Consider the following 25,768-nt stretch of genomic DNA (forward strand, 5'->3'; position numbering starts at 1 on the left):
TTTTCTTAAATGATGAGTAACCATATATAAAGTCCAACAAGTGTAATGAATAATGTTGGAATGGTTAAAATAATCCCATTTTTAAAGTAAGTTTCCCATGTAATCTTGACTCCTTTTGTTGATAATACGTGCAACCAAAGGAGGGTTGCTAGAGAACCGATTGGGGTAATCTTCGGTCCTAAATCGGAACCAATCACATTGGCATAAATCAAACCTTCACGAATGATGCCTGTTGTGTTGGTATCAGCAATCGCTAAAGCATCAATCATCACTGTTGGCATGTTATTCATCACTGATGAAAGAATCGCCGCAATAAAGCCCATGGAAACCGTTCCAACGAATAGTCCCTGATTAGCTGCTGCTTGAATCACATCAGCTAATACATTGGTCAATCCTACGTTTCTTAAACCATAGACGACGACATACATCCCGATGGAGAAAAAGACAACCGCCCACGGTGCTCCTTTTAATATCTGTTTGACATGAACAGCTGGGCTTTTTCTTCCAATGAATAAGAAAACTAGTGCGACCACTCCGGCAATGAAAGATACAGGAACCTTTGTAAATTCACTTACAAAATAACCGATCAATAAAATGCTTAATACGACCCAAGAAAGCTTAAACATTTTATGATCTTTAATGGCTTCGCTTGGTTTCTTTAAATGCGACAAATCAAATTGTTTCGGTATATCTTTTCTAAAATACAGATATAACATTAAAATACTTGCTCCGAGCGAGAAGAAGTTCGGAATGATCATACGTGATGCATACTCAACAAACCCAATGTGAAAGTAATCGGCAGATACAATATTCACTAAGTTACTCACGACTAACGGTAAAGAAGTTGTATCAGCGATAAAACCGCTCGCTAAAATAAAAGGTAGGACTTTCATTTCATCAAATTTCAAAGCTTGCACCATCGCGAGAACAATCGGTGTGAGAATGAGGGCTGCACCGTCATTGGCAAAAAATGCGGCTACTAAGGCTCCTAGAATGGAAACAAAGATAAACATTTTTACTCCGTTTCCATCCGCCACTTTCGCCATATGTAATGCTGCCCATTCGAAAAAGCCAATTTCATCTAAAATCAACGAAATAATAATAATCGCAATAAAAGCAAGGGTCGCATTCCAGACGATGCCTGTCACATCGAGGACATCTTTAAAATCAACTACGCCTACTAATAAAGCAAGGATCGCTCCTCCGCATGCAGACCAACCAATCGATAAGTTTTTTGGCTGCCAAATAACAAACACTAAAGTTACGAGAAAAATCAATGATGCCAGTATGACCGAAAGCAAACGATCAACTCTCCTTTACTCACACGAGATTTTTGTTCTTTCTTTAAGTTCCTTTAATTTTTCTTGCTGGTCTGGAATATGAGCTAAAATATTTTTGATTAATGAATACAATTCATGTTCCTTGTTCATAGAATAAAAGATCCATTTGGCTTTTCTCGTTTCTTTCACTAAACCTGCATCTTTTAATTTCCGAAGATGTTGGCTAATGGCCGGTTGACTCATTTGAAAAATTTCAACCAACTCACACACGCAACAATCATGATGGTCTAATAGCGCCATCATGGTGAGTCTTGTTTTGTCGCCCAATAATTTTAAGACTGTCGCCACTTCATCCACACTCGCAACAATTTGTTTCATGCTATCCCCCCTATCCTCCAATCATCATATAACAATATAATTATATAAGCAAGTAAAAATATATATAATGCGACAATACATGTATGTGTATAAACTTCACTCTTATATAGAAGAAAAATAAATAAAAACCGAGTTCCTGCGAACCCGGCTTTGCTGGTGGATATTTTATGAAATCAAAGAAAGAAGAGCCCCAGCAGTGGCAGAAAATACAACCACAACCCAAGGCGGACACTTCCAGACCGTTAATAGGCCAAAGGAAGCTAAAGCAAGGCAAAAATCTAACGGACTTTTAATCGCTTTCGTCCATACAGGATGGTAGAGTGCTGCGAGTAAGATTCCCACAACAGCTGCATTGATCCCGTACAGTGCTGCTTGAAAACGTGGATGATGACGAAGCCAATTCCAAAAAGGAAGGGCTCCAAGGATTAACAGGAAAGAAGGAAGAAAGATCGCAATAGTTGCCACCACAGCTCCTTTCCATCCGAAACTAGCCATTCCTAAGTATGATGCGAAGGTAAACAATGGTCCGGGTACTGCTTGTGCCGCTCCGTACCCGGCTAAAAATTGATTGGCCGTTAGCCACCCTGTAGGAACCACTTCGGCTTGTAATAAAGGAAGGACAACATGTCCCCCTCCGAATACTAAGGCACCGGATCGATAGAAGCTATCAAAAAGCGCAATCAGATTCGAGTCGGTGAACTGTCGAATGACAGGAAGCAATCCCAACAAAACAAAAAATAAAATAAGCAAGATACTGGCGATCTTTTTATTAAACGAGATCGAAATCGGAACGGGGGTTGCATCTGGTGTACCTCGGAACAAAAACCATCCAACGATTCCAGCACCTACGATGATTCCCACTTGACTAAAGACGCTCGGAATAATCAAAGTCAAAATCGCCGCTGCGATTGCAATGGTGGCACGCGGACGATCAAAGGCTAAGTTTTTCGCCATGCCCCACACAGCTTGAGCCACAACAGCGACTGCCACAACGAGCAATCCATGAAGCCAGCCTGTTTCGCTAAAGGAAGTTCCTTTTAAAAAGTAGGCAAATAAGATCAGTGCAATCGCGGAAGGGAGAGTAAATCCAAGCCAAGCGGCAATCGCTCCCCAAAAACCAGCTCGTATAAACCCAATCCCCATTCCAACCTGACTGCTCGCCGGCCCTGGTAATAATTGACACAGTGCTACCAAATCAGCATACGTTTTTTCATCTAACCATTTTCGTCGGTTCACATATTCCTCACGAAAATACCCTAAATGAGCAATGGGTCCCCCAAAAGAAGTCAATCCTAGTCGAGTAGCTGTTTTCAATACTTCCCAAACCGAACCTTTTCGTTTCTGTTGCATCTCATTGTCTTGGCTCAACTCTTATTCCTCCTAGATGATATCAATGTCTTCTTACAGACTTTTTAAGTAGCATCCTGTTTAGTTTAGAGAAGATTTCAACCAATGAATGACGAATGGTTGTTCTTTTTTATTTCGACTTAAGCGATACATATAAATCAAGTTATTCTGGCATCGAAAATAAATTCTTCCTTCTTTTGAGAAAGGGTATTCCATGACAGTTTTAAATTTTCCTCCTAATAACTTCTTGAGTTGCTCATTTTATTCCTCCATCTTTTTGATGAACCATTTCCTCCCTAGTAGTTGTCCTTTTTCATATATCTTTACCCGTTTTTGAACAAGTATAAAGTTTTAAAAAAATAAATAATAAGGATTATTTAGAATTAATAATCTTTATTTCTTTAATATATTATTACTTTACCAAAATAAAATAATATTATATTATTTTACTGTCATAAACGAAAATCAGCTAATGCAGAGCAAATTTATATTTTTATCTGGGATTGAACATAAGGAGGAAATCATATGGCAACTAAAAAATGGGGCGTATGGGTTTTAACCGCATTTGTTATTGGTAATATGATCGGTGGAGGCATATTCATGCTTCCAGCTAGTTTGGCTCAAGTAGCAAGTCCAATGGGATCGATCCTTGCTTGGATTGCAACGGGATTGGGTGTATGGATGATTGCTCTTGTGTTCGGAAATTTAGCCACGAGAAAACCTGAGTTAAAAGCAGGACCGCAAAGCTATGCACAAGCGATGTTTTCTTCGCCGAAAGCAGGTAATATAGCGGGATACAGCATGGCTTGGGGATATTGGGCAGCGAATTGGGCTGCAACTGCTTCTGTCATTATTTCTTTTGCAGGCTATCTATCGACCTTTTTTCCGGTTATGCAAAGTAAACAAGTATTGCTGACAATGGGGAATTTTCAACTAGAAGTAGGAAAGGCTCTCACATTTGTTGTATGCTCTCTTGTTTTATGGGGAATTCATTGGATTCTTTGTCGCGATTTCAGTTATGCAGGAAACATTAATGTTCTAGCAACAGGAACAAAAGTAGTTGGCTTTTTAGTTTATATTATCTTAACCGTTTGGATTTTTGATGCTTCTAATTTAGGAGATGGATTTGAATTTGTAAATCAAGAAGGACAGTCTTTATCTGTTACAAGTCAAATCAATGGGGCAGCCATTACGATGCTTTGGGCATTTATTGGAATTGAATCAGCGGTTATGCTTTCCAACCGCGCAAAGTCGCAAAAGGATGTAAAAAAAGCGACTCTGCTCGGATTAGTCATCTCTGTACTCATTTATGCTGGTATTACGTTACTGACAATGGGAGCGATTCCTCAAGAAGAATTGCAACAATCGCAAAAACCGCTTGTTGATGCTCTGCATGCAGTTGTTGGTAACAACGGGGCGTATATTATGGCTATTTTAGCGCTCATTTCATTATTTGGATCTACGGTTGGATGGATTGTCGTTAGTTCTGAGGTACCTTATCAAGCAGCAAAAGAAGGATTATTCCCGCCTTTCTTTGCTAAAACCAATAAAAAAGATAGCCCTGTTCGATCCTTATTTATTACTAATTTTATGACTCAGCTCTTTCTATTTTCAACAGTGTCCGGAACGGTAAATCAAGCATACAACTTTGCGATTGTAGTCGCAACACTCGCCTATTTAGTCCCATATCTTGTTTCTGTTTTATATCAACTCAAGTTGATTATCACAGGAGAAACCTATCAAGCCACTAAGGGAGTGCGAGTTTACGACGGAGTTATTACTATTTTAGCTCTTATTTACTCTGTCTGGGTTATTAAGACAGGAACAGCAGATTGGAACACATTCTTATTAGGGATTGGATTATTTGTTCTAGGGCTCGTATTATACCCTTTTATCATGAAGAAGCCTATCGCTCATGAACAAGCGGAATCAAAAACAGCATAACTTCATGTGACAGGGGGACCAAAAAAATCTAAGGTCCCCTTTTGTATACCATTCCATCGTCTAATGAGATTGTTCATACGGAAGACTATCTATTTTACTCCCCCTTCTTCAAGTCCTTTTATCACCTAGATAGGCACCCGTCAGTTATACATTATGTTTGAATTATGCCGAACTAAACGGATTGTGTACTGAAACAAGCCTCTCCCTTCATACATTTTTATGAATAGACTGTGGGGAGGGAAGGCTTTGATTACGCGTATTAATAAATTAGCGATAGAATTGCCGATGCCGAAAGAACCCGATCCGAACGGCGCCGCTGCTGTGCAGGAGCTGCTTGGGGGACGTTTTGGTGAAATGTCCACTTTAAATAACTATATGTTTCAATCGTTTAGCTTTCGAGGAAAGAAAAAACTTAAGCCGTTTTATGATTTGGTTGCTAGTATCACAGCCGAAGAATTCGGACACGTAGAATTAGTAACAAATACGATTAATTTAATGATTCAAGGGACCACGTTTCAAGGGGATCCAAACATCGCTCCGATGCAAAATGCGAAAGATTTGCGGAACTCTCAACATTACATTGTTACGGCCCAAACAGCCCTAGTGGCTGACTCGATGGGAAAACCGTGGAACGGAGATAATGTTTTTAATAGCGGTAACTTAATTTTGGATTTGCTTCATAACTTTTTCCTTGAGTGCGGGGCACGTACTCATAAAATGCGCGTGTATGAAATGACCAATAATCCAGTAGCGCGTGAAATGATAGGATACTTGCTTGTTCGCGGCGGCGTACACATCACCGCTTATGCAAAGGCGCTGGAGATAGCAACGGGAGTGGACATGACGAAAATGCTGCCGATCCCTAATCTTGATAACAATGTCTTTGACACAACAAGAAAATACGAAGCAATGGGAATTCATCGTAAGCTTTATACATGGAATTTTGAAGGCGAATATAAAGATATCTCTAAAATTTGGAAGGGTGTCAGTCCGATTGACGGTCAGCCGCTTGAAGTGATCGAGGGAACGCCTGAAGGAGGACCGATTCCGGAGCTAGATGAGCTTCCAGAAGAATTCGCACCTGGCATATCCCGAGAAGATTTTGAGGAAATCCTAAAGCGGCTTCAAAGATCAGCTGGATTGTAAACTAAACCAATACAAAAAAGAAAGGCTTGGATATTCCAGGCCTTTTTTGTGAGATAAACTCCCCTCCCCTTAACTTCGTTTGAAGTGCGGGATTTTGGGATTAGATATTTTCTAAAAAGATCCGTACTTTGATTTTTCTACTTACTTTATCGTTATAATTTCTACAGGACCATGATCATCACAATGTCCATTATGAACGTGATGCAAACGTCTATTTACAAGATAGTCGTAATGGCCACCATGAGGCACCATTTCATGGCCGCAGTCTTCATCATGCTTACAGCCACAATCCATTGGTTTGCAAATGTCAGGATTTGTTTCACTAACTTCGATTTTACAATCATCCCAATGCTAAAATAGAAAAATAAGTTTACATAATTTGATTATAGTTAATTCATATCGTTATAAAAAATATTGTAATAATCTGACATGCTTTTTGATACCCACCTTCAACAAACCGCTTTTCTATTAACCGAAGTCAATATTGTTGTTACCGCTCCCACCAATATCACCACTACGACAGAATATAGAAAAATACGGGGGCCGACAATCCAGCTTCCGCAAAGGATGACGATTCCGTCAATGATAAAAATAAGGATCCCGACATTGTAGTTCGTTAACTTTGAGATGAATTGTGCTAATAAATCCGTTCCCCCTGTGCTTGTTTCATGGCGCAACATAAGACCAATCCCTGTACCAACAAGCGCTCCGCCGATTACGGAGCTGAAAAAAATAGGAATCTCGATGCTCCCTCTTAATGGGGAAAGAACATCAATCATAAACGATGAAAAAAGCATGCCATGTAAACTGTTATAAAAATAAGGCCGGTAATAAACCCAAGCAATGATATAAAGCGGAATGCTAAGCAAAATAATAGTAAGTCCGACTTTCAGGTTCCATATGTATTTAATGATTAAACTAATCCCAATAATTCCACCGTCTAAAAGCTCATGCGGAACTAAAAAAACATTAATTCCGATTCCTAACAAAATGCTACCCACCAAAATAGCGATCGCTTTTTCAACCATTTCTTGCCCCCTCGATTGTGGCATTTTCTTTCTATATGTATGTCCTACATGTAAAGAACTTGTCTTTTTAGAAAAAATAAACGGCAGCCGTTATAAGCTGCCGCCTTTCGTTATTTTATGGTTGCTTCTTGTACAGTAAGAGAAGGAGTATTCACGCGTTTTGTAATTTCAACCAATTGAATATGACGTCCTTCCATTTTTAACACTTTAAAGTCATATGAACCGTAAGAAATGACTTCGCCTTGTTGAATGTCAATTTTTTCTGTTAATATCCAACCGCCAATTGTATCGACATCCGTATCATCGATATCGATTCCCAATAGGTCATTGATATCTTCAATCAATACTTTTCCATCAACAACGGTGGTATATTCGTTCACTTTGCGAATCATTGGAACTTCGTCTATATCAAATTCGTCTTGAATCTCACCGACAATTTCCTCTAATATATCCTCAACCGTCACAAGTCCTGCCGTTCCTCCATATTCGTCGACTAAGATCGCCATATGGATTCGTTCACGCTGCATCTTTACAAGCAAGTCATGAATAGGGATCGATTCGATTACTTGTATAATTGGACGAATATAATCATCCAGCTTCTTTTCAAGCGCTTGCGGGTTTTGAATGCAATCTGTCAATATTTCCTTTATGTTCACCATACCAATGATATGGTCCTTGTCTCCATCCATCACTGGATAGCGCGTATATTTTTCTTGTTTTATAATTTCAAAATGATCTACAATCGAATCATTTTTATCTAGTGCGACAATTTCTGTGCGCGGCACCATGATTTCTTTGGCGATTCGATTGTCAAACTCAAAAATATTGTTTACGTATTTATATTCCGATTGATTAATTTCTCCGTGCTTATAACTTTCAGACAAAATGATTCGCAATTCTTCCTCTGAATGGGCGATTTCATGTTCAGATGCCGGTCTTAGTCCAAATAAGCCGGTAATGACACGAGATGATCCATTTAATGCCCAAATAAACGGATACATGATTTTATAGAAAAAGATTAACGGCCTTGAACATAACAACGTAATGGTTTCTGCTTTTTGAATCGCCAATGTTTTAGGAGCTAACTCACCAACAACGACATGCAAAAATGTAATTGTTGAAAACGCAATTACAAAAGAAAGGAAAGATGCTACGGATTCATTCAAATTCATTCGTTCAAATACAGGGTGAAGCAAATGTTCAACGGTCGGTTCACCAAGCCAACCAAGTCCTAGTGAAGTGATGGTGATTCCAAGCTGGCAAGCGGATAAATATTCATCTAAATGCGAGATGACCTTTTTTGCAGCGATCGCGCTTCGATTTCCTTCCGCTATGAGTTGATCAATACGTGTACTGCGCACTTTGACAATGGCAAATTCAGATGCCACAAAGAATGCTGTTAAAGCAATTAAAAAAGCAACCATCAGTAAGTTAATTATCTCCAATGAAGCTCTCTAGCTGTATGCAAACAGCTAGAGAATCCACCTCCTATAATCAATATATTTTATTTTTCTCCGTTCTTGGAAAAGAAAATCAAAATTTTTTTCTAAAGATTAAAATTCTTCATCTTCTCCGTCGAAGAAATCATCAAAAAATCCTTCTTCCATTTCCTCCTCGAAATCAAACGCTTCCTCCACTACATCATCTATGAGCTCCTCTATTAACATTCCAGTGAACAATCCTGTGGCAAAACCGCCAATCGCTTCCATCATACCATGTCCTGGTCCATGAGAATGAGCCATGTAAGAAGATGCTGTATATTGATATGGATGTTCGATCATTTCTTGAATGATCTCGCGAAGTTTGTCAGCTAATACGTTCACATCGTTTGTTTCCGTATATGGGAAAAATACTTCTCGCTTCAATTCTTTTTCCTGTAAACCAAAAGCACCTGCATATACATCGACTTCAAGAAGCAGACGAACTCCCTCTTCTTCTAGAGAGGCGAAAAACTCAACTTCTTGAACACTCTCTCTAAATTGTTCAGTTGGGAACAGTTCAAATTCTTGACCATATGGTTTTAGCGCTCCTGAAGTTGCTTTTTCCCGGAACCCTAATTTTTCAAAAGCCATAAAGATTTTTTCAAGCGGTAATGGTGGGAGAATTTGCACGACATCTTCATCTAAATGGTCAACTCCGCCTGCAATATCAAGACGGGTAACGAACGTGTAGTGAAGACCGTTTCTTGACACCGGCAGAGTTTTTGGTAGTTCGTATGTAAATGGCAACACTTTTTTCTCACCAGCTTGAATGACAAAGGCAGAGGATACTGGGATTGTTGCTACTGTTTTTGTTTGCGTTTGCCCGTTTTGATTTAATGTTAAACGAAGTTCTACATCAATTTTATTAATATGCTGTTCTACTGTTCCCCCTTCGATGAAAAATTCACCGCTAATGGCCTCTCCCAAACGAACTCGGGAATGATGCAAAACGAGGTTAATATTGGCAGAACCAATACCAAGTTTGGATAAAAATTTTCTAAACATCCTTTTCATCTCTCCTCAACATCTATTGATTAAATAAAAGGATTTTCGCCAATCAATAAAGCTAATGTGTGTAATAAAGTGTAACCTTGTTGAGCCAATGGTTTTGTCATCAGCTTGATCTGTTGTTCATCTAATTGTTTAAGTAACGGCTTTAATTCCAGCACTTCTTCTTGAATATGTTTCATCTGTTCTTGAAGATGCTCAATTTTATCTATAATTTCATCTACAGAAGCTGGTTGATTTTTGAGCATTTGTAATCGCTCTTTTATTTCTTCAAGAGTCAAATGTTGTTTTTTTAATGCATGGATTAACTGCAAATGTTCGATGCTCTCTTCGGGATAATAGCGATAATTGGTCTCAGAGCGAACAGGTTCGAGCAACCCTAATTGCGTATAGTAATCAATGGTCCTTTTGGATACGCCAGCTAATTCTGCAAGTTCACCAATTTTAAGTAACTTCCCAATGAACTCCCTCCCTATTATCAGTTTCTAAATGAAATTATATCGTTCAAAAACCGTACAGTCAAACGTTGTGGTGTTAGTTTCTTGTTGCAAATATGTTTTTATAAATACATAGTCGATGATATATAAAAGCTTGCATAAAACCTTTGACTAGATCAAAAAGAAAAAAGGTAGGGTATTCTCTGATCGGACCATACCTTACCTATTTTTAAAAGAGGGATCAAATAAGTCTCTCGGTTTCTTTTATTAAGTGGAATTTATTTATGATTTCTTCTATTTGATTTGTGATCATTTCGATCAATTCTGCAGCATGCAAATGTTTGCTTAGTCGAGGATTTTGTCCGCACCAAAGCGACATCCACTCTGATTTTTTCTGTTTGGCAGCTTCTGAACGGATATCTTGAGTGAGCATATTTTGAATTGGGTAGGCTGGCAAGCTATCCTCATGTTCTTTCATTTTTACGATAAATTCATTTTTTAATCCCCTAGCTGGCTTACCGCTAAATGCCGAAGTGATGACCGTCTGTTCTTCAGTACCATTTAATATGGCTTTTTTGTGCAGTTCATTCGCTCCGCTTTCGACACAGGTAACAAAGGCTGTTCCCATTTGAACCGCTTCCGCCCCCAATATAAGAGCAGCAAAAACGCCTCTACCGTCCATGATCCCTCCAGCTGCAATAATCGGAATTGAAACATGATCTGCTACTTGCGGAATCAGAGCCATTGTTCCGATCATGGAATCATCAAAAGGTTCTGCAAAACTTCCCCTATGTCCCCCAGCTTCACTGCCTTGGACCACAACCATATCCATTCCAGCTTCTTCATTCATGATTGCCTCTTTTACGGTTGTGGCTGTTCCAATTGTGACAATCCCGTTCTTCTTTAATTGATGAATCGTTTCTCTAGGAGGAATGCCAAATGTGAAACTGCAAACAGGGACTTCATATTTTAAAACGATTTGAATTTGTTCATCAAAGACAGAAGTGTTGATTTGCGGAAGATGACTCTTCTTTTTGATTCCCAACCTTTGCCGGATCGGTTCGAGCAGCTGATTCGCTCTTTCGATTTCCTCTTGGATGACAACCGGGTTCTCAGGGACAAACAGATTGACCCCAAAGGGTTTGGAAGTCAATTTTATTATTTTTTGAATATCCGACTCCAATTGTTCCGGTGTCATATACCCCGCGCCAAGCATCCCTAGACCGCCTGCATTCGATACAGCAGCAACCAACTCAGGCGTCGTGATCCCACCCGCCATTCCTGCTTGTATAATCGGAAATTTGATGGATAATTTTTTTGTTACCTCTGTATGATTCCACACGTTTTTTCCTCCTCAATTGATACTCAATTCTATAGGCGACCCATACAGCAAACACCAATAACGTTTTACTTTTTTGAATAGTCAAAAAATAATCCTTGTAACTATTGTATTCCTCCATATATATAGATTCAAGTTGAGTTTCCGACATATCTTTATCATCACGATAGAAGACCGCTTTTCTGCCATAGGCGGCAAGAAAAATCTTGCCGCCCGGCATGCTTCTGAAGTGGCAGAAAAGCTTGTTTATGTCGGAAAATTAAGCTTATCATATATAAATTGGACATACAAACAAAATAATTCTAATTTTATTCCAAGTCATTTGTTTCTTTCCGATATTTTTGAATTAAATTCATTTTCGTTTTCCATACATTTTCGCTTAAATCGACATAATACTCCTGCGGATTTAAAAGACGTAAGGTTTCTTCCCAAATTTGCGATAAGGATTCTTGATGATATTTTCGAATTTCTTCAATGGTAGGAAGCTCATAGACCAACTTTCCGTTTATAAAGATCGGCTGAAGCATTTCGACCGCTTCAAAGTTTTTCACGATTTTTTGTTTGTACGTGTGAACAGGGTCAAACATTTTCAATTCCTCTTTTGGTACGGTCTCATCCACCATGGCGATATAGTCTCCATGAGATTTTCCCGTTGTTTTATCAAGAATTCGATAAAAGGTTAAAACACCTGGTGTTGTAATTTTATTTGGATCTTCGGAGATTTTAATTACGGGATGAAACATTCCATTCTTTTCTTTTGCGACTAATTTATACACCCCGCCTAATGCAGGATCTTCCGAAGCGGTAATGAGTTTTGTTCCGATTCCCCAAGCGTCAATTTTTCCACCTTGCAGTTTGACATGCATAATCACTTGTTCATCTAAATCATTTGATGCTGAAATTTTAACGTCTTGAAGACCGTGTTCATCGAGCATCTTTCTTGCTTGTTTTGAAAGATACGCCAAATCTCCGCTATCTAAACGAATCCCTTTTACTTGTTTTCCTTCTTTTTTTGCTTTATGTGCGACTTTAATCGCGTTTGGTACACCTGAACGGAGAGTATCATATGTATCAACTAATAATATGGCGTTATTCGGGAATACGCTCACAAATTTTTCGAACGCTTCTTCTTCTGTATCATGATCTTGCACCCATGCATGGGAGTGTGTTCCTACTGTTGGAATTCCGAACAGCTTTCCCGCTCGTAAATTGCTTGTCGCATGAAAGCCTGCGATATAGGCTGCTCTGGCTCCCCATATCGCTGCATCCGCTTCTTGTGCCCTTCTTGTCCCGAATTCAAATAATAAATCATCTCCGGCAACTTGTTTGATTCTTGCGGCTTTTGTCGCGATTAACGTTTGATAGTTCATGAAATTTAAAATGGCTGTTTCGATTAGGTGGGCTTCAAATGCTCTAGCTTCGACCCGAATAATTGGCTCATTCGGAAATACAACGGTTCCTTCTTTTACGGCATAGAGGTTTCCTGTGAATGAAAAGTTGCGAAGCTCTTCTAAAAAGGCAGGATCATAATGTTCTTCTTGTTGTTGTAAATATTCGATGTCTTCTTCTTCGAATTTTAAATTCTGTAAATAATGTACAATTCTTTCAAGGCCCGCAAACACCGCAAATCCATTCCCAAACGGATTTTTTCGAAAAAAGGCATTATAGACACGTTTTTCGTTATGGGTCCCATTTTTCCAATGGGCATACATCATATTAATTTGATATTTATCCGTATGAAGAGAAAGGTTGTGATACGTCATATGACTCACTCCTATTGATAGTTTCGGACGACTCGAAATCCAAGGTTGTTTTGAAAATGTTCCAACGCCCATTGATGTCCAACCGGATTAAAGCTTTGTACCGCATCTTCATGAATGATGACGTCAAAATGTTTGTAAAAGCCGTCAATGGCGGTATGAAGAACGCATATATCCGTACAAACTCCTACAAGATGAACTTCTTGAATTTTTCTGGAGCGGAGCTGAAGCTCTAAATCCGTTCCTGAAAAAGCACTGTATCTCGTTTTATCCATCCAATAAATATTTTCTTTATATGTTTCATAAATCGAATGCAATTTTCCATAAAGCTTTCTTCCTTCTGTTCCTTCAATGTTGTGCGGCGGGTACAATGTTGCTTCAGGATGAAACGGATCGTTTTCTTTATGAAAATCAACGGCCATGACAACAAAATCTCCATGATTGATAAACGTTTCTGTCAATTCGCAAATTCGTTTTTCGATTTCTTGCGCTGGCTTCCCACACGTTAACTTGCCATGATCATCAACAAAATCAATCGTATAATCAATCACAATTAACGCTTTTTTCATTCTTTTTATTCCCCCATGGATTTTATTAATTTGACAAGATTCACTTCATTACCTCTTCAACAATGGATTCCCCTTCACTATGATCATGGTCTAACCATTGCCATTTTTCGTATAATCTAATTCTACCATCAGGCAAAAGCTCGGGAATAGATTTACATTTTCCTCCCCTAATCTCATTTTTTATGTTAACGTGATTATATCGAAATTCTAGACTGCCATCATCGTTAACGATTCCTATAAGCATTCCGCTTACGATCTCACCGCCCGAATATGTAGCAGTGATGATATTTCCCTCTTGTTTGTAATGAAAGTAAGTTTTTGAAGAAACTTCACCATTGCTGGTATTTTCAACAGAAACAAAGGTCCGGTTATTATAATTGATCAATGAAATCTCCCCCATAGCAAAGTTTTTGATCATTATAACAGTTTAAAAGCCTTGGTGTGAATATTTTTTAGTTAAAATAAGCCGCTATTGCGGTAACACTATAGTATAGAGCATTCTTTTATATAGATTCAAGTTGAGTTTCCGACATATCTCATCATGAATAGAAGACCGCTTTTCTGCCATAGGCGGCAAGATTTTTCTTGCTGCCCCGGCATGCTAGAAGCATGCCGATTCCGAACGTAAAACGCATGACAGACAAATTCATTTGTCTGATGGCGTTTTCGTTCGGAGAAGTGGCAGAAAAGCTTGTTTATGTCGGAAAATTAAGCTTATCATATATAAGTATGTACATTATGGTCATATAGAGGCAGAAAGTATACTAATGGTTATAATAGACATGGAGGTGAAATAAATGGGACATGTTTGTGGCAAGACGTATAATTGTGAAAAAGAATTAACACTTGCTGTGATTGGTGGCAAGTGGAAAATGCTTATTTTATGGCATCTAGGAAAAAGCGGAACGAAGCGGTTTGGTGAACTGAAGGCTCTTATGCCGGGGATCACCCAAAGAACGCTTGTTAATCAGTTGCGAGAGCTGGAAGCGGACCTTATTGTTGAACGCAAAGTCTACCCTGTTGTTCCGCCAAAAGTAGAATATTCACTGACTGAACATGGAAAAAGTCTAATGCCGATTCTTGATGCGATGTACGAATGGGGCAAAAACTATATGGAGACGGTCGTAAAGGATCAAGTAAAAATCAATGATTCTGTCAAGTAAACGGTTTGGAGTCAATCGATTTATGAATAGATGGAGGCTGACATTTTCTATTTGGTTCAGCCTCTATCGCACATAAAAGCTTGCTCGGTCAATCCATTCAATCTCTGAATAATGTCGCAAATCCTCTACTAAGCGGAATAAAGCTTCATCTTTTTGTTTTGCTTCAATCATACAGTCAATTTGCGGAACAGTTCCTTTTATTTCATTTAAAAACGTAATTAATGGCCGCTTCGCGATTCTGTATTTTTTGAAACCGTGCAAATGTCATGGTCTGTGATGGTGAGCAATTTTGTAAATGAACGCTCATTGCGACATATCCGAGTCTCACAATTGTCATCATTCGCCACCTCAAATTAAGATTAGTTTTAGTATGGCGTTTTCCAGGAAAACTAGTCGATCGGATACGATAAAAAGAGCCTATCTCCCTTTTTTTCTTTGTTTTGAAAGGAGATAGGCTCTTTTCTTTTACAATAAAGTATGAAGTTTTTCGCTTGCCAGTGTCGCAAGTCTTTAGAGCCCTTTCCCTTGAAAAATAACTCAATACCTATCGTGTAAAACTCACTAACGACGATAATTGCCGCTAGCAAAGTAATTTTAAGCTTTCCTTTTGGACTTAATAAATCATCTGACATGAAGTTTTGTTGCACGTTTAACAAAAGAAAAAAGGCAATACAATATGATTAAGTATCGTCGCCACATGTTTTAGTTTAAGTTATTTACGTCCGAAATCCGCTTTAATTTCACCCCAACGATCTGTTTCCCACTTGAGAATAGGATTATTGTAATCGTTATGTTTGAGCCATTGCTCCGCTCTTTCAATGAGCTGCCAAACTCGTTCTGTATCTTTATTTCTTATTAATGAAGTATTCACTTTTTTCGCTTTCACCCATTTGATGGCAGTCTGCGAGTCTGAATAAATCGGCCAATCTTTTCCATGCTGTTTTAGAAAAGCCAAAGCGTGAACAATCGCTAAAAATTCTCCAATATTGTTTGTGCCAAGCGCGGGACCAAAATGAAACAAAATCTCTCCTGTTTTTGTGTATACTCCTTTGTACTCCATTTGTCCCGGATTGCCGCTACACGCAGCATCTACACATATGCTCTCTTCTATATATGCAGCATTTTCAATCGTTTGCGGTGTTCTCTCCTTCTCTGCAGTTCTATAGTATTTCATCCAACCTTCTTGATAAGCTTGCTCCGCTTCTTCTTTTGATGAAAATGATTTATATTTCGCTCCGGCGACTCCTAACACATATTGTTTGCATTCATCCCATGATGAAAAGATGCCTTTTGTTTTTCCTTCCCAAACTACGTAATATTTTGTTTTCTTGCTTTTCATCGTTTCACTTCCCCGAATTTTAGTAATGAACTTTCGCCAAAATTTGATAAAATCCTTCTTTCTGTAACGGAAGGATCCCCCATCTGCGTTTATCCCTAACACGACATCAAGGGATTCTTTCTCTACGGTATCACGGCAAAGTTGTACATACAAGCCACAAAATATACAATCGAATAGACAATCATATCACTTTACAAAAGTAAGTAGGTTACTTTATTATAGTTAGTGTTAAAAATATCCCTTCCCATTCAAATTTCTATTGCAAAAGAATGATGTTCACTTTTTTGAAGAAAATAATCGATGACTTCTGAGTTAAACAAAAAAGGGGGATAAAAATGGCAAAATTACTATATATTACTGCGAATCCGAAAACAGAAGACCAATCGTTCAGTTTATCTGTCGGCAGAGCATTTTTAAATGCCTACAAACAACAAAATCCACAAGATGAGGTAGTGGAATTAGATCTTTATCAAACGGATATTCCATATATTGATGCCGATGTATTTAGTGGTTGGGGTAAACTCCAGCAAGGGCAGTCATTTGAGCAGTTAAGCGAAGATGAAAAACAAAAAGTAAGCCGCATCAATCAATTAACGGACCAGTTTATCGAGGCAGACAAATACGTATTTGTTACTCCAATGTGGAATTTCAGCGTTCCGCCAAAAATGAAAGCGTATATTGATACGATTTGTATCGCAGGTAAAACTTTTAAATATACAGAAAATGGACCTGTGGGATTATTAACGAATAAAAAAGCGGTACATATTCAAGCCCGTGGCGGAATTTATTCCGAAGGTCCAGCGAAAGATATGGAATTTGGAGATCGTTATTTGAAAGCAGTGCTCGGCTTCATCGGAATTACAAATGTTCAATCGATTATTGTAGAAGGTATGGCCGCATTCCCTAATGAAGCAGAAGGTATTAAAGAAAAAGCGATTAAACAAGCTCAAGAAGTAGCTAAAAACTTCTGAATATGTAAAACTTCGGGAAGGGGTATTATCTAATAAAACTTAAGTAACAACAAAAAACGTTTGGGTTATTTTTTAAAACCCAAACGTTTTTTTCTCGATCGTTCTTCGCCACCCGGTTAACGATTAAAAATAAGTGCTTTCACGATTGTTTTGAACATCGAATCCGTTTCTTTATGACGTTTAACCTTTTCTAAAAACGGGAAGTCTTTTGGGGTTACAGATAATTTGGCGAGTGGTTTCACTTTGTTTTCACATATCCATTCATCTTGAATACCGCCTCGTTTGAAAAAATTTTTAGGCATGATATAAATGCATCCATCTCTCCAAAGTTTCCCTTTATACTCTTCGTTAACTGAAAAATAATAAAATCGCTTGATTCCCTTTTTAGTTTGAAGTGTAAAACAAGCATTTCGCAAAGATCCGACATATTCCCTTCGATTAATGACTGCAAAAAACATGGACCAAATGCCATCTGATGCGGCAAAAACGGCTTTTACCGGATTTCCAGTAAAAAGCAATTGCTCTCTCGGCTCAAAAATCTCGATATTTTCGTTGTTCGAGCCATGTACAAGCACGTCTTTATTTTCGATAAGATAATGCAAAAACAAATATTTCGGGTAATTGCTTGTATAAGGAATGAAGTCTCCATTACCCGACGAAATATAATGACTATAAATTCTCTCAAATTCTTCCGTTGCTTGTGCTGGCAAATCCAACTCCGGCACTTTTAAAAAATGGAGTGTATGAAAAAGAAATGATTTCCATACGTAATTGATTGGCATATGAAGTGATCCACCTTTGAGATTTATTGCTCAAACTTCCCTGTTTGATAATCAATAATCGCTTGACGGATTTCTTCTTTCGTGTTCATGACAAACGGGCCGTACGCAACCACAGGTTCGTTGATTGGTTCCCCTGCATATAACAGAATGCGGAGTTTTTCTTTAGTCGTAATCATGATTTCGCTTTTATCAACATCGTTCGCTCGGCTTAAAAATAACACTTGTCCCGCTTTCCCTTCTGTTTGATCGATACCAAAGGTTCCGCTGCCTTCTAAAATATATATAAACCCGTTATAGCTTCCAGGTAAATCTTGTACCACACTCGCTCCTGGCTCTAGCAACATTTCTATCATGGTTACAGGAACATGATTAAGAGTTGGTGCCTGTATGCCTTTGGATGAACCGGAAAAAACACGGATGATGGCGCCTTCTTCTTCCCGAACTGGCATATCCTTGCTTTTTAAATTTTGATAACGAGGTTCAGTCATTTTCTTCGAACTCGGTAAATTAATCCACAATTGCAAACTGTGTACCGTTGACCCCGGTGCTGGATCTTCTTTATGGATGACCCCTCTTCCAGCGGTCATCCACTGTACATCGCCTGGCTCGAGCTTTCCGTAGCCGAATTTGTTGTCGAAATGTTCAAGCGTTCCATCAATCACATACGTAACCGTTTCAATTCCGCGATGTGGATGAAGATCGAACGTGCCTCTTTGGAAGAAATCTTCGGCTAGCATTAAAAAAGGATCATACTCTTCCCAATTTCCAGGCTCCAAAACAAAGCCGTTGCGATGAATCGGACTATTGGTTTGATACTGTACCGTTTTAATTCGGCGAATGCCACGTTGTTTCATCCTATTCCTCCTGACAATGATGAGTGTTTTTTACTTTTGAAAGTAATCCGCAATTCCCATCGCACAAACTTGTGAATCTAAGCGAAGGATGTTATAAACATCTGCTTCACGAGGGATACGGCGTTCATCTAAAAAGGCGCGAATCATCTCAAAAAGACCGTTAAAAATGGCATTCGTTTTTTCTTCAAAAGAAGCGTTAGGATTTTCCTTTGTTATTCTTTCCCCTACTTCCACAAACTTCGGCAGCCAGTATCTTAGTTGTTCAAAAACAGCGCTTGGATTTTCTGACATCCCAAAATGACCAAAGTAAATTCGGTCAACATTTAAATTCTCAAATCGTTCAATGGAATCTAGCATCGCTTTCGGATTAAATTGATTTGGCGATGTCGAAGGCAAATACAATTCTACTCCATAGTCAAGCAATTGCGGATAAAAAACGCCAGCCGTATCTCCTGTGAAAATTCCGTTGCTGCGAGAATCATAAATCGAAAAATGATGATTGGCATGTCCAGGTGTATGAAGGAATGTCAATGTACGATTTTCGCCAATTTGCAACGTATCGCCGTCCTCTTTTACAATTAAGCGTTCTTCTGGAACAGGTAAAATCGGATCGAACAATTCGTCAAATTTCTCACCGTAAACCGCTTTTGCGCCTTGAATTAATCTGGAAGGATCGGCTAAGTGCCGTTTTCCTTTCGGATGAACGATGACGTTTGCATTCGGGCACTTTTCAAGTAAAAGCCCGACTCCTCCTGCATGATCAAGGTGAATGTGGGTGACAATAATGTTTTTAATGTTTTTCGCCTCAAGCCCTAACGCTTCTAGCCCTTTTAGTAAATACGGAATAGATGGACTGGCACTTGTTTCGATAATTGTTAACTCTTCTTCATGAAGCACGTATGTACCTGTTCGCTGTGGCATTCCTAAATCATAAACATCAATGAATGAAATCCCATATCCTAAATCAACCGGTTTTTTCATCATGACCCCTCCTGTTTTTCGAACACTATTTATACCTATTCGATTAATCATGATGTTTTCCTAGTCCTGATTAATAATTTCTATAAAGTGATAAAGAATCCTTGCTGTTAACCCCCAAATCACTTTATCTTTGTAATAATAAAAATACTCGTCCATTTCGCGGAGGCGCCAATTGTAGTTTTTGCCATTCGGAATTTTATCCAATGGAAAATCAGCTTCAGGTTGCGCTTTGAAGTGAACGTGATAAACCTCCGGTGTCGTTTGTTTAAAAAAGGATAACGGAACCGTAAATATTTCCGCAACTTCTTCTTTATTTGGTTTCATAGTGCATTGAGCAATGATGGCCACAAACGGGTAAATGATCGTTCCAAAAGGAGAAATGATGTAATCGAGCGGAAAAATATTTGTAATCTTTGATGTTTCGATTCCTAATTCTTCTGAAGTCTCCCGAATCGCTGCTTCTTGTTCATTTTGATCACAAGCGTCAATTCTCCCGCCTGGAAAACAAATCTCTCCCGGTTGTCTTCTTAAATGAAAGGCGCGAACTTCAAATAAGACGTGAATCTCGTTATCTTTTTCGATTAACGGCAAAAGCACCGCAAATTTCGTAAATTGTTCCTTTCCTAACAAAGTCGGTGTTCGATTGCTTAATTTGGCGAGTATTTTTTTTGTTTCCATCATCTAGCTTCATTCCTTTTCTTTACCGATCAATTTCACATGTTTTTCTTCTTATTCTAGTTTATGTGATTTCTTCTTGTTTTTAAATAAAATATAGAGGGAGTTCATTAATAAACATCACGTCTTGTAAAAACAAGAAATGAAATGATAAGCGCGGCCAGTCCCCAAACGGTGAGAACGGTCATGGAAAATCCAAGTGTCATTCCGTCGATTGGCGGCGCCATGCCGCTCACGTAATCCGTTAGCCGCAGGTTGACCATAAAAAGGTATTTGGCTGATTCCCAAGATGATACCATACTGGACAAAATGGCTCCTGAAATGAGTGCAGCTAACATAATCCCCATGACAGCGGCTGTACTTCTCATTAAAACCGAAAGCATAAACGTCAATGTTCCTACAACGATCGATACGAACCAAGCAAGTCCGAATTCCATTAATAAATATTTCCATTGCGGAATTAAGTGGACGTTGGATGTATCTAATTCTTCTCCTTGTACAGAGAATCCGGTTAATAATGGCAATGTCCAGCCGCCGAAACCAAATACAATTCCAGAAATAAGATAAGAGATCACTCCTAAAGACAATAGAATAAATGAGACAGCTAAAATCATCGCCAGATATTTGCTTAATAAAATTCTCCATCTTTTTACAGGACGTGTTAACAGTAATTTAATCGTTCCCCCGCTCGCTTCTGAAGAAACTAAATCAGCGGAAATGACCATGACCATTAACGGGATAAAAAGGTCAATGGAGTTTTCTACAAACATTCGCATAAACGTAGGTGCGCCCGGTGCAGATGGATTGATGTTATGATCTAAATAATATTGTTGTTGACGGAGGCGAATTTGTAAAAACTTTCGCCATTCTTCTGATATTCCGCTTGAATTTAAACGGTTTTGGGTATCAATGATTTGTTGTTGGAGTTGCGAACGCCAATCGGTTGTTCCTAATCGTTCTTGTATGGATTGAACACGTTTCAATTGAGCGTATGTAAAAAGGGCAACGAGAACCGCAATAATCGCTGCAATGATAAGCAAACGCTTTTTACGAACAATTTTAATCATTTCATTATGAATTAAATTAATCAATGGTCTCGCCCCCAGTCAGCTCGATAAACAAGTCTTCAAGCGTTGGAAGTTTGGTACGGATTTCACTCACTTTGATGCCTGCTTTCACTAACTTTTCATTCCATAATGGAAGTTTTTCAGCATCATAATGGGTAATTAACGTACCGTCTTTTTCTCCTGCGATCACCGTTTCTTTTTCTAAAAGAGCTCTTGCTTTTTCAATCGGATCGACCTTCCAAACAACACGTTCTTGCTCGGAAAGGAGATGTTCGACCGTATCGATTCGTATAATTTTCCCTTTGGACATAATGGCAACGCGATCGCACATAAGCTGGATTTCACTTAGTAAATGTGAAGAAACAAGGACAGTAAGCCCTTCTTTTTCCGCTAAATAACGAATGAATTCCCGCATTTCTCGAATCCCAACAGGGTCTAATCCGTTCGTTGGTTCATCTAAAATGAGGATTTTTGGTTTTCCTAAGAGCGCCTGTGCGATCCCAAGTCGTTGGCGCATTCCTAATGAATACGTGCTTACGCGGTCATGAATCCGATTTTGCAGCCCCACTAATTCAACGACTTCGGATATCCGTTGTTTTGGAATGTCGGGGACCATTCGTGCAAAATGTTCGAGATTTTCCCATCCGCTCAAATAAGGATATAGTTCAGGGTTTTCAACAATACAACCGATTTGGCGAATGGATTTTGAAAATTCTTTATGTAAATCATACCCACATAGCAGAATTTGGCCGGATGTCGGTTTAATCAGTCCAACAAGCATACGAATGGTTGTTGTTTTCCCTGCTCCATTCGGGCCTAAAAAGCCAAATACTTCGCCTTTTTTTAACTCAAAAGAAAGGCCTTTAATGATTTCTTTTTTTCCAATCTTTTTTCTTAAGTCTTTCACGACAAGAGTCGTATTTTCATTCGTCATGGTTTTTCTCCCCTTCCGCAAAGGTGATGAGGGATGCCACACGTTCACCAATGAGCTTGTACCCTTCTTTGTTCGGGTGGAAATGATCGCTATACAAATAATCCTTGACATTCAGTTCGAACAGATCAAATGTTGGAACCACGATGATCTTTGGATAGTTTGCGGCCACTTCCGCTGAATCGAAATTCCACTCACGCACGATGGCGGATGTCTTTTTGGCATCCGCAAGATCATTAAACGGATTATAAAGACTGACGTAAAAAACGACAGCATCCTGATTTAAGTTGCGAATCGTTTTAAAAATGGTATGTAAGTTTCGCAAATACTTCGCTTTTGCTTGATTAATTCGCTCAAGTGAAAAATGACTTAGCGTTTCTCCGCCCTGAAACAAGTCGTTTCCACCGATCGTCATCAAGATGACATCCGCCTGTTTAATTTGTCGTTGCACTTCGACTTGTTGAAGTTGAGAGACTAACCCTGCCGATTTTTGACCTTTAATGGCTAGGTTTTTCACATAGATGGTTTGTTTTGTTTTTGTTTTCAGCTCGTCCAATACATAACCGACATATCCTTTTCCGCTTTCATCTCCCGTTCCCCGCGTTAACGAGTCGCCAAGAGCGACAATTTGAAATCCGTCTTTCTGTTCTTCCGCAACATCTTCTAACGAAATTTCTTTTACTGGGCGAGCGGCTTCGTAAAAAAATTGATCTTTTATCGTAAACCAAAGACCAACAAGCCACACGCCGCTTGCAAGAACCGAGAGAGCGGATATCAATTTTACTGAATTCACTTTCACGGTATCATCCTTTCTATCAGAACCCTTTTATCATTTAAATCATACAACATCAGTTCATATCAAGCACTTACAAAGAGTTGGTCATAAAGACGTCCGATTATGATAAATATAACATTTATTACAAAATATAAAAAACCCTCTTGTTATTACAACAAGAGGCGATGTTTCTTAATATCTTACATCTCACTACATTTCCTTGGGTAAATTTCCCAGTATTTCCAAACAATCTTCCAATTTTTCAACGATTCTGTCAGCACTTTCGTTATTTCCGATTTTATGAGGGTCAATATAGATCGTCTTGCACCCAAGATTTTTTGCTGGAACAATATCGTTTAGTAAATTATCACCGATGCTCATCATTTCTTCATACCTTACTTTAAAATCCGAGCGAATTTCTTCAAAGTGTTTCGCTGTTTTTGTTGGTTTGCCTGCTTCAAATATTTTTTTATGAAAAACGTTCGTTAAACCTAACTTTTCAAGAATAGCTTCACTGTCTGGTTGCGGGCTGTTTGTCATTAAAACTAATGCTATATCATTACGTATTTCCGCTAATACTTCGGCTAACCCATCCATTCGCTTCATCTTAAAACTAGGATCCATCATAAATTTTCTTGTTTCAAGAAATGCTTGATATGTATCCTCATTTTTCAATCCGTAATGACGGCCGATCGAACTTGGTACCCACCATAAATCGCCGATGCTGAACATATGATCTAGGTTTACTGTAATTGGTTTTGGATATAACGCTTGAACTACGATGACTTTTATCTTTTTGGGCTTCATTCTTTTTCTCCTTTCGAGCTTCTTACTTAATAATAGTATGCAATATTTCATCAACTTCAACGAACTTTGGAAGCCAGGATCTTTTTACGCATTTGATTGTTGAAAAGTATTTCAAAAGACAATAAAAAAGCGGGCAATTGTGCCCGCTTTTCTCTATTAAAACTTCGCTTGATAGTGCTCGATTTCCCAAGCGTGTACAGCTGTACGGTAACTGTCCCATTCTGCTTTTTTCATAGCGACGTACTCGCTGAAAACATGATCGCCTAATGTTTTGCGACCAATCGTGCCGTTTTCAAACTCTTCAATAGCCGCTCCTAAGCTACTAGGGAGATTTTCGATGCCAAGTTCAGTGCGACGCTCTTCCGTCATATGGAAAATGTCTTCATCAACTGGAGCAGGAGCTTGTAGACCTTTTTCAATTCCATCGAGACCTGCAGCTGCGATAACCGCGAACGCTAAATATGGGTTAGCAGATGGATCTGGGCAACGAAGCTCTACGCGAGTCGCTAAGCCTCTTTTCGCTGGAATACGAATTAAAGCTGAACGGTTCGAAGCGGACCAAGCGATATAGCAAGGAGCTTCGTAACCTGGTACAAGACGTTTGTAAGAGTTGACTAATGGGTTGGTCACCGCTGCGAAACTTTTTACGTTTGCAAGTAAACCAGCAATGAATTGATACGCTGTTTCAGAAAGTTGATTCTCATCGCTAGGATCGAAGAAGGCATTTTCACCGTCTTTAAATAATGACATGTTGACGTGCATACCAGAACCGTTAATGCCGAATACCGGTTTTGGCATAAATGTTGCGTGTAAGCCATATTTACTTGCGATCGTTTTGACGACCCATTTGTATGTTGTTGCATGATCCGCAGAACTTAATGCATCCGCGTATTTAAAGTTGATTTCATGCTGCCCTTCTGCTACTTCATGGTGTGAAGCTTCAATTGTAAATCCCATTGCTTTTAATGCGCGATAAATTTCTAAGCGAACACGCTCACCAAGGTCTTTTGGAGATGGCTCAAAGTATCCACCGTTATCTTGTAGTTGTGTCGTTGGGTTCCCGTTTACATCCGTTTTAAATAAGAAAAATTCCAATTCGGGACCGACAGAGATGGTAAACCCTTTTTCCGCTGCTCGCTCAATCGTTTTCTTTAATACGTTCCGAGGGTCTCCTTCAAATAACGTTCCATCGGGATTGATGACAGAACAAAGAAAGCGCGCTTCTGCGTATTCTTCCTCTACCGTCCACGGTAATACCGCAAAAGTGTTCAAGTCAGGAAGAAGGTAGAGGTCTGATTTGTTGATTGGAGAAAATCCTTTAATGGACGAACCGTCAAACATGATTTTTCCTTCTACAGCGTCTTCAAGCTGATCAACTGTAATGGTAACTTGCTTTAAAATTCCTTCAATATCAACAAATTGTAAATGTAAAAGTTCTACATGTTTTTGTTCAATCGCTTCTTTAATTCGCTCAAAAACTTCCACATCATAACATTGAGATACGGCTACTTCTGGCATGTTACATTACCTCACATTTTAATGGATAGTTTTCTAACATGAGTTTATTATATTGAAAGATTTTGGTTTTGACAATATATTTTTTATAAAAACCCTTGTATTTTTATAATTTTCTGAAGAAAACGTTTTCATTATTTATTTCATTATTTAGGTGTTTTTCTCTTTAATTCAATAAGGTTCATTGATAT

27 protein-coding genes and 1 pseudogene are annotated in these 25,768 nt (G+C 38.8%); 5 read left to right on the plus strand and 23 right to left on the minus strand.

Annotated features, from left to right (window positions below; translation table 11 throughout):
- Nucleotides 1–5: 5 nt before the first annotated feature.
- From EDD69_RS06900 to chrA, 3 genes are all read right to left on the minus strand, one after another.
- The gene (locus tag EDD69_RS06900; RefSeq protein WP_132948231.1) at nt 6–1,301 is read right to left on the minus strand and encodes an arsenic transporter; all 1,296 of its coding nucleotides are present in this window, start codon (nt 1,299–1,301) and stop codon (nt 6–8) included.
- 15 nt (nt 1,302–1,316) lie between these two features.
- On the minus strand, nt 1,317–1,658 hold the full coding sequence (locus tag EDD69_RS06905; protein WP_132948232.1) for an ArsR/SmtB family transcription factor: 342 nt from the start codon (nt 1,656–1,658) through the stop codon (nt 1,317–1,319).
- A 165-nt stretch (nt 1,659–1,823) separates the two neighbouring features.
- The gene (chrA, locus tag EDD69_RS06910) at nt 1,824–3,008 is read right to left on the minus strand and encodes a chromate efflux transporter (RefSeq protein ID WP_424565344.1); all 1,185 of its coding nucleotides are present in this window, start codon (nt 3,006–3,008) and stop codon (nt 1,824–1,826) included.
- A gap of 522 nt (nt 3,009–3,530) precedes the next feature.
- On the opposite strand from chrA, the gene EDD69_RS06915 reads away from it, so the two are divergent.
- The gene (locus tag EDD69_RS06915) at nt 3,531–4,949 is read left to right on the plus strand and encodes an amino acid permease (protein ID WP_132948234.1); all 1,419 of its coding nucleotides are present in this window, start codon (nt 3,531–3,533) and stop codon (nt 4,947–4,949) included.
- Nucleotides 4,950–5,195: 246 nt separating this feature from the next.
- Nucleotides 5,196–6,095, plus strand: coding sequence for a manganese catalase family protein (locus tag EDD69_RS06920; protein ID WP_132948235.1), 900 nt, complete (start codon nt 5,196–5,198; stop codon nt 6,093–6,095).
- A gap of 449 nt (nt 6,096–6,544) precedes the next feature.
- Here EDD69_RS06920 and EDD69_RS06930 read toward each other — a convergent pair whose 3' ends face one another.
- The 8 genes from EDD69_RS06930 to EDD69_RS06965 form a co-directional block, all read right to left on the minus strand.
- Nucleotides 6,545–7,123, minus strand: a complete 579-nt coding sequence (locus tag EDD69_RS06930) for a YitT family protein (RefSeq protein WP_132948236.1) — start codon at nt 7,121–7,123, stop codon at nt 6,545–6,547.
- Nucleotides 7,124–7,233: 110 nt separating this feature from the next.
- Nucleotides 7,234–8,568: a hemolysin family protein gene (locus tag EDD69_RS06935; protein ID WP_132948237.1), complete on the minus strand. Its 1,335-nt coding sequence runs from the start codon at nt 8,566–8,568 to the stop codon at nt 7,234–7,236.
- A 108-nt stretch (nt 8,569–8,676) separates the two neighbouring features.
- A complete protein-coding gene (locus EDD69_RS06940) occupies nt 8,677–9,609 on the minus strand; it encodes a sporulation protein (protein ID WP_132948238.1) in 933 nt (310 codons plus the stop codon).
- Between the two features lie 29 nt (nt 9,610–9,638).
- Nucleotides 9,639–10,094, minus strand: a complete 456-nt coding sequence (locus EDD69_RS06945) for a MerR family transcriptional regulator (RefSeq protein WP_306420898.1) — start codon at nt 10,092–10,094, stop codon at nt 9,639–9,641.
- A gap of 196 nt (nt 10,095–10,290) precedes the next feature.
- The gene (locus tag EDD69_RS06950) at nt 10,291–11,391 is read right to left on the minus strand and encodes an NAD(P)H-dependent flavin oxidoreductase (protein WP_132948240.1); all 1,101 of its coding nucleotides are present in this window, start codon (nt 11,389–11,391) and stop codon (nt 10,291–10,293) included.
- A 305-nt stretch (nt 11,392–11,696) separates the two neighbouring features.
- Nucleotides 11,697–13,151, minus strand: coding sequence for a nicotinate phosphoribosyltransferase (locus EDD69_RS06955; RefSeq protein WP_132948241.1), 1,455 nt, complete (start codon nt 13,149–13,151; stop codon nt 11,697–11,699).
- 11 nt (nt 13,152–13,162) lie between these two features.
- Nucleotides 13,163–13,717: a cysteine hydrolase family protein gene (locus EDD69_RS06960; RefSeq protein ID WP_132948242.1), complete on the minus strand. Its 555-nt coding sequence runs from the start codon at nt 13,715–13,717 to the stop codon at nt 13,163–13,165.
- A gap of 40 nt (nt 13,718–13,757) precedes the next feature.
- Nucleotides 13,758–14,102: an avidin-fold protein gene (locus EDD69_RS06965; RefSeq protein WP_207893260.1), complete on the minus strand. Its 345-nt coding sequence runs from the start codon at nt 14,100–14,102 to the stop codon at nt 13,758–13,760.
- 200 nt (nt 14,103–14,302) lie between these two features.
- On the opposite strand from EDD69_RS06965, the gene EDD69_RS15285 reads away from it, so the two are divergent.
- Together EDD69_RS15285 and hxlR are read left to right on the plus strand one after the other, a co-directional pair.
- Nucleotides 14,303–14,467, plus strand: a complete 165-nt coding sequence (locus EDD69_RS15285; RefSeq protein ID WP_165871742.1) for a hypothetical protein — start codon at nt 14,303–14,305, stop codon at nt 14,465–14,467.
- Between the two features lie 47 nt (nt 14,468–14,514).
- The gene (hxlR, locus tag EDD69_RS06970) at nt 14,515–14,880 is read left to right on the plus strand and encodes a transcriptional activator HxlR (RefSeq protein WP_132948243.1); all 366 of its coding nucleotides are present in this window, start codon (nt 14,515–14,517) and stop codon (nt 14,878–14,880) included.
- A 63-nt stretch (nt 14,881–14,943) separates the two neighbouring features.
- On the opposite strand, the gene EDD69_RS06975 is transcribed toward hxlR, so the two are convergent.
- The 3 genes and pseudogenes from EDD69_RS06975 to EDD69_RS06985 form a co-directional block, all read right to left on the minus strand.
- The gene (locus EDD69_RS06975; protein ID WP_207893262.1) at nt 14,944–15,141 is read right to left on the minus strand and encodes a hypothetical protein; all 198 of its coding nucleotides are present in this window, start codon (nt 15,139–15,141) and stop codon (nt 14,944–14,946) included.
- Nucleotides 15,101–15,217, minus strand: a pseudogene (locus EDD69_RS06980) (UV DNA damage repair endonuclease UvsE); the annotation flags it as partial. The gene EDD69_RS06975 and the pseudogene EDD69_RS06980, both read right to left, overlap by 41 nt.
- 375 nt (nt 15,218–15,592) lie before the next feature.
- Entirely contained in the window at nt 15,593–16,219 is a 627-nt protein-coding gene (locus tag EDD69_RS06985) for a ribonuclease H1 domain-containing protein (RefSeq protein WP_132948244.1), read from the minus strand.
- 335 nt (nt 16,220–16,554) lie between these two features.
- Between EDD69_RS06985 and EDD69_RS06990 the strand changes: the two genes are divergently transcribed.
- The gene (locus EDD69_RS06990) at nt 16,555–17,190 is read left to right on the plus strand and encodes an FMN-dependent NADH-azoreductase (RefSeq protein ID WP_132948245.1); all 636 of its coding nucleotides are present in this window, start codon (nt 16,555–16,557) and stop codon (nt 17,188–17,190) included.
- A 116-nt stretch (nt 17,191–17,306) separates the two neighbouring features.
- Here EDD69_RS06990 and EDD69_RS06995 read toward each other — a convergent pair whose 3' ends face one another.
- From EDD69_RS06995 to glnA, 9 genes are all read right to left on the minus strand, one after another.
- Nucleotides 17,307–17,972 (minus strand): hypothetical protein, encoded by a 666-nt coding sequence (locus EDD69_RS06995; protein WP_132948246.1) that lies wholly within the window; start codon nt 17,970–17,972, stop codon nt 17,307–17,309.
- A gap of 23 nt (nt 17,973–17,995) precedes the next feature.
- Entirely contained in the window at nt 17,996–18,826 is an 831-nt protein-coding gene (locus EDD69_RS07000; protein WP_132948247.1) for a pirin family protein, read from the minus strand.
- A 30-nt stretch (nt 18,827–18,856) separates the two neighbouring features.
- Entirely contained in the window at nt 18,857–19,807 is a 951-nt protein-coding gene (locus tag EDD69_RS07005) for an MBL fold metallo-hydrolase (protein WP_132948248.1), read from the minus strand.
- A gap of 60 nt (nt 19,808–19,867) precedes the next feature.
- A complete protein-coding gene (locus EDD69_RS07010) occupies nt 19,868–20,485 on the minus strand; it encodes an NUDIX hydrolase (RefSeq protein WP_132948390.1) in 618 nt (205 codons plus the stop codon).
- Between the two features lie 107 nt (nt 20,486–20,592).
- On the minus strand, nt 20,593–21,573 hold the full coding sequence (locus EDD69_RS07015; protein WP_132948249.1) for an ABC transporter permease: 981 nt from the start codon (nt 21,571–21,573) through the stop codon (nt 20,593–20,595).
- Entirely contained in the window at nt 21,566–22,483 is a 918-nt protein-coding gene (locus tag EDD69_RS07020) for an ABC transporter ATP-binding protein (protein ID WP_132948250.1), read from the minus strand. Before EDD69_RS07020 ends, EDD69_RS07015 begins: the two co-directional genes overlap by 8 nt.
- Nucleotides 22,473–23,279, minus strand: coding sequence for an SGNH/GDSL hydrolase family protein (locus EDD69_RS07025; protein ID WP_132948251.1), 807 nt, complete (start codon nt 23,277–23,279; stop codon nt 22,473–22,475). The genes EDD69_RS07020 and EDD69_RS07025 overlap by 11 nt, the downstream gene beginning before the upstream one ends.
- 186 nt (nt 23,280–23,465) lie before the next feature.
- On the minus strand, nt 23,466–24,062 hold the full coding sequence (locus EDD69_RS07030; protein WP_243643057.1) for an HAD family hydrolase: 597 nt from the start codon (nt 24,060–24,062) through the stop codon (nt 23,466–23,468).
- Between the two features lie 156 nt (nt 24,063–24,218).
- Nucleotides 24,219–25,580: a type I glutamate--ammonia ligase gene (gene glnA / locus EDD69_RS07035; protein WP_132948253.1), complete on the minus strand. Its 1,362-nt coding sequence runs from the start codon at nt 25,578–25,580 to the stop codon at nt 24,219–24,221.
- Between the last annotated feature and the right edge of the window lie 188 nt (nt 25,581–25,768).

The organism is Thermolongibacillus altinsuensis, assembly GCF_004341205.1.
Classification (GTDB): domain Bacteria; phylum Bacillota; class Bacilli; order Bacillales; family Anoxybacillaceae; genus Thermolongibacillus; species Thermolongibacillus altinsuensis.

What these genes read in the sequence shown, in the direction of transcription:
- EDD69_RS06905 (WP_132948232.1), bottom strand. Translation starts at nt 1,658, where the DNA reads ATGAAACAAATTGTTGCGAGTGTGGATGAAGTGGCGACAGTCTTAAAA.
- chrA (WP_424565344.1), bottom strand. Translation starts at nt 3,008, where the DNA reads ATGCAACAGAAACGAAAAGGTTCGGTTTGGGAAGTATTGAAAACAGCT.
- EDD69_RS06915 (WP_132948234.1), top strand. Translation starts at nt 3,531, where the DNA reads ATGGCAACTAAAAAATGGGGCGTATGGGTTTTAACCGCATTTGTTATT.
- EDD69_RS06930 (WP_132948236.1), bottom strand. Translation starts at nt 7,123, where the DNA reads ATGGTTGAAAAAGCGATCGCTATTTTGGTGGGTAGCATTTTGTTAGGA.
- EDD69_RS06940 (WP_132948238.1), bottom strand. Translation starts at nt 9,609, where the DNA reads ATGTTTAGAAAATTTTTATCCAAACTTGGTATTGGTTCTGCCAATATT.
- EDD69_RS06955 (WP_132948241.1), bottom strand. Translation starts at nt 13,151, where the DNA reads ATGACGTATCACAACCTTTCTCTTCATACGGATAAATATCAAATTAAT.
- EDD69_RS06960 (WP_132948242.1), bottom strand. Translation starts at nt 13,717, where the DNA reads ATGAAAAAAGCGTTAATTGTGATTGATTATACGATTGATTTTGTTGAT.
- hxlR (WP_132948243.1), top strand. Translation starts at nt 14,515, where the DNA reads ATGGGACATGTTTGTGGCAAGACGTATAATTGTGAAAAAGAATTAACA.
- EDD69_RS06985 (WP_132948244.1), bottom strand. Translation starts at nt 16,219, where the DNA reads ATGAAAAGCAAGAAAACAAAATATTACGTAGTTTGGGAAGGAAAAACA.
- EDD69_RS06990 (WP_132948245.1), top strand. Translation starts at nt 16,555, where the DNA reads ATGGCAAAATTACTATATATTACTGCGAATCCGAAAACAGAAGACCAA.
- EDD69_RS06995 (WP_132948246.1), bottom strand. Translation starts at nt 17,972, where the DNA reads ATGCCAATCAATTACGTATGGAAATCATTTCTTTTTCATACACTCCAT.
- EDD69_RS07000 (WP_132948247.1), bottom strand. Translation starts at nt 18,826, where the DNA reads ATGAAACAACGTGGCATTCGCCGAATTAAAACGGTACAGTATCAAACC.
- EDD69_RS07005 (WP_132948248.1), bottom strand. Translation starts at nt 19,807, where the DNA reads ATGAAAAAACCGGTTGATTTAGGATATGGGATTTCATTCATTGATGTT.
- EDD69_RS07010 (WP_132948390.1), bottom strand. Translation starts at nt 20,485, where the DNA reads ATGGAAACAAAAAAAATACTCGCCAAATTAAGCAATCGAACACCGACT.
- EDD69_RS07020 (WP_132948250.1), bottom strand. Translation starts at nt 22,483, where the DNA reads ATGACGAATGAAAATACGACTCTTGTCGTGAAAGACTTAAGAAAAAAG.
- EDD69_RS07030 (WP_243643057.1), bottom strand. Translation starts at nt 24,062, where the DNA reads ATGAAGCCCAAAAAGATAAAAGTCATCGTAGTTCAAGCGTTATATCCA.
- glnA (WP_132948253.1), bottom strand. Translation starts at nt 25,580, where the DNA reads ATGCCAGAAGTAGCCGTATCTCAATGTTATGATGTGGAAGTTTTTGAG.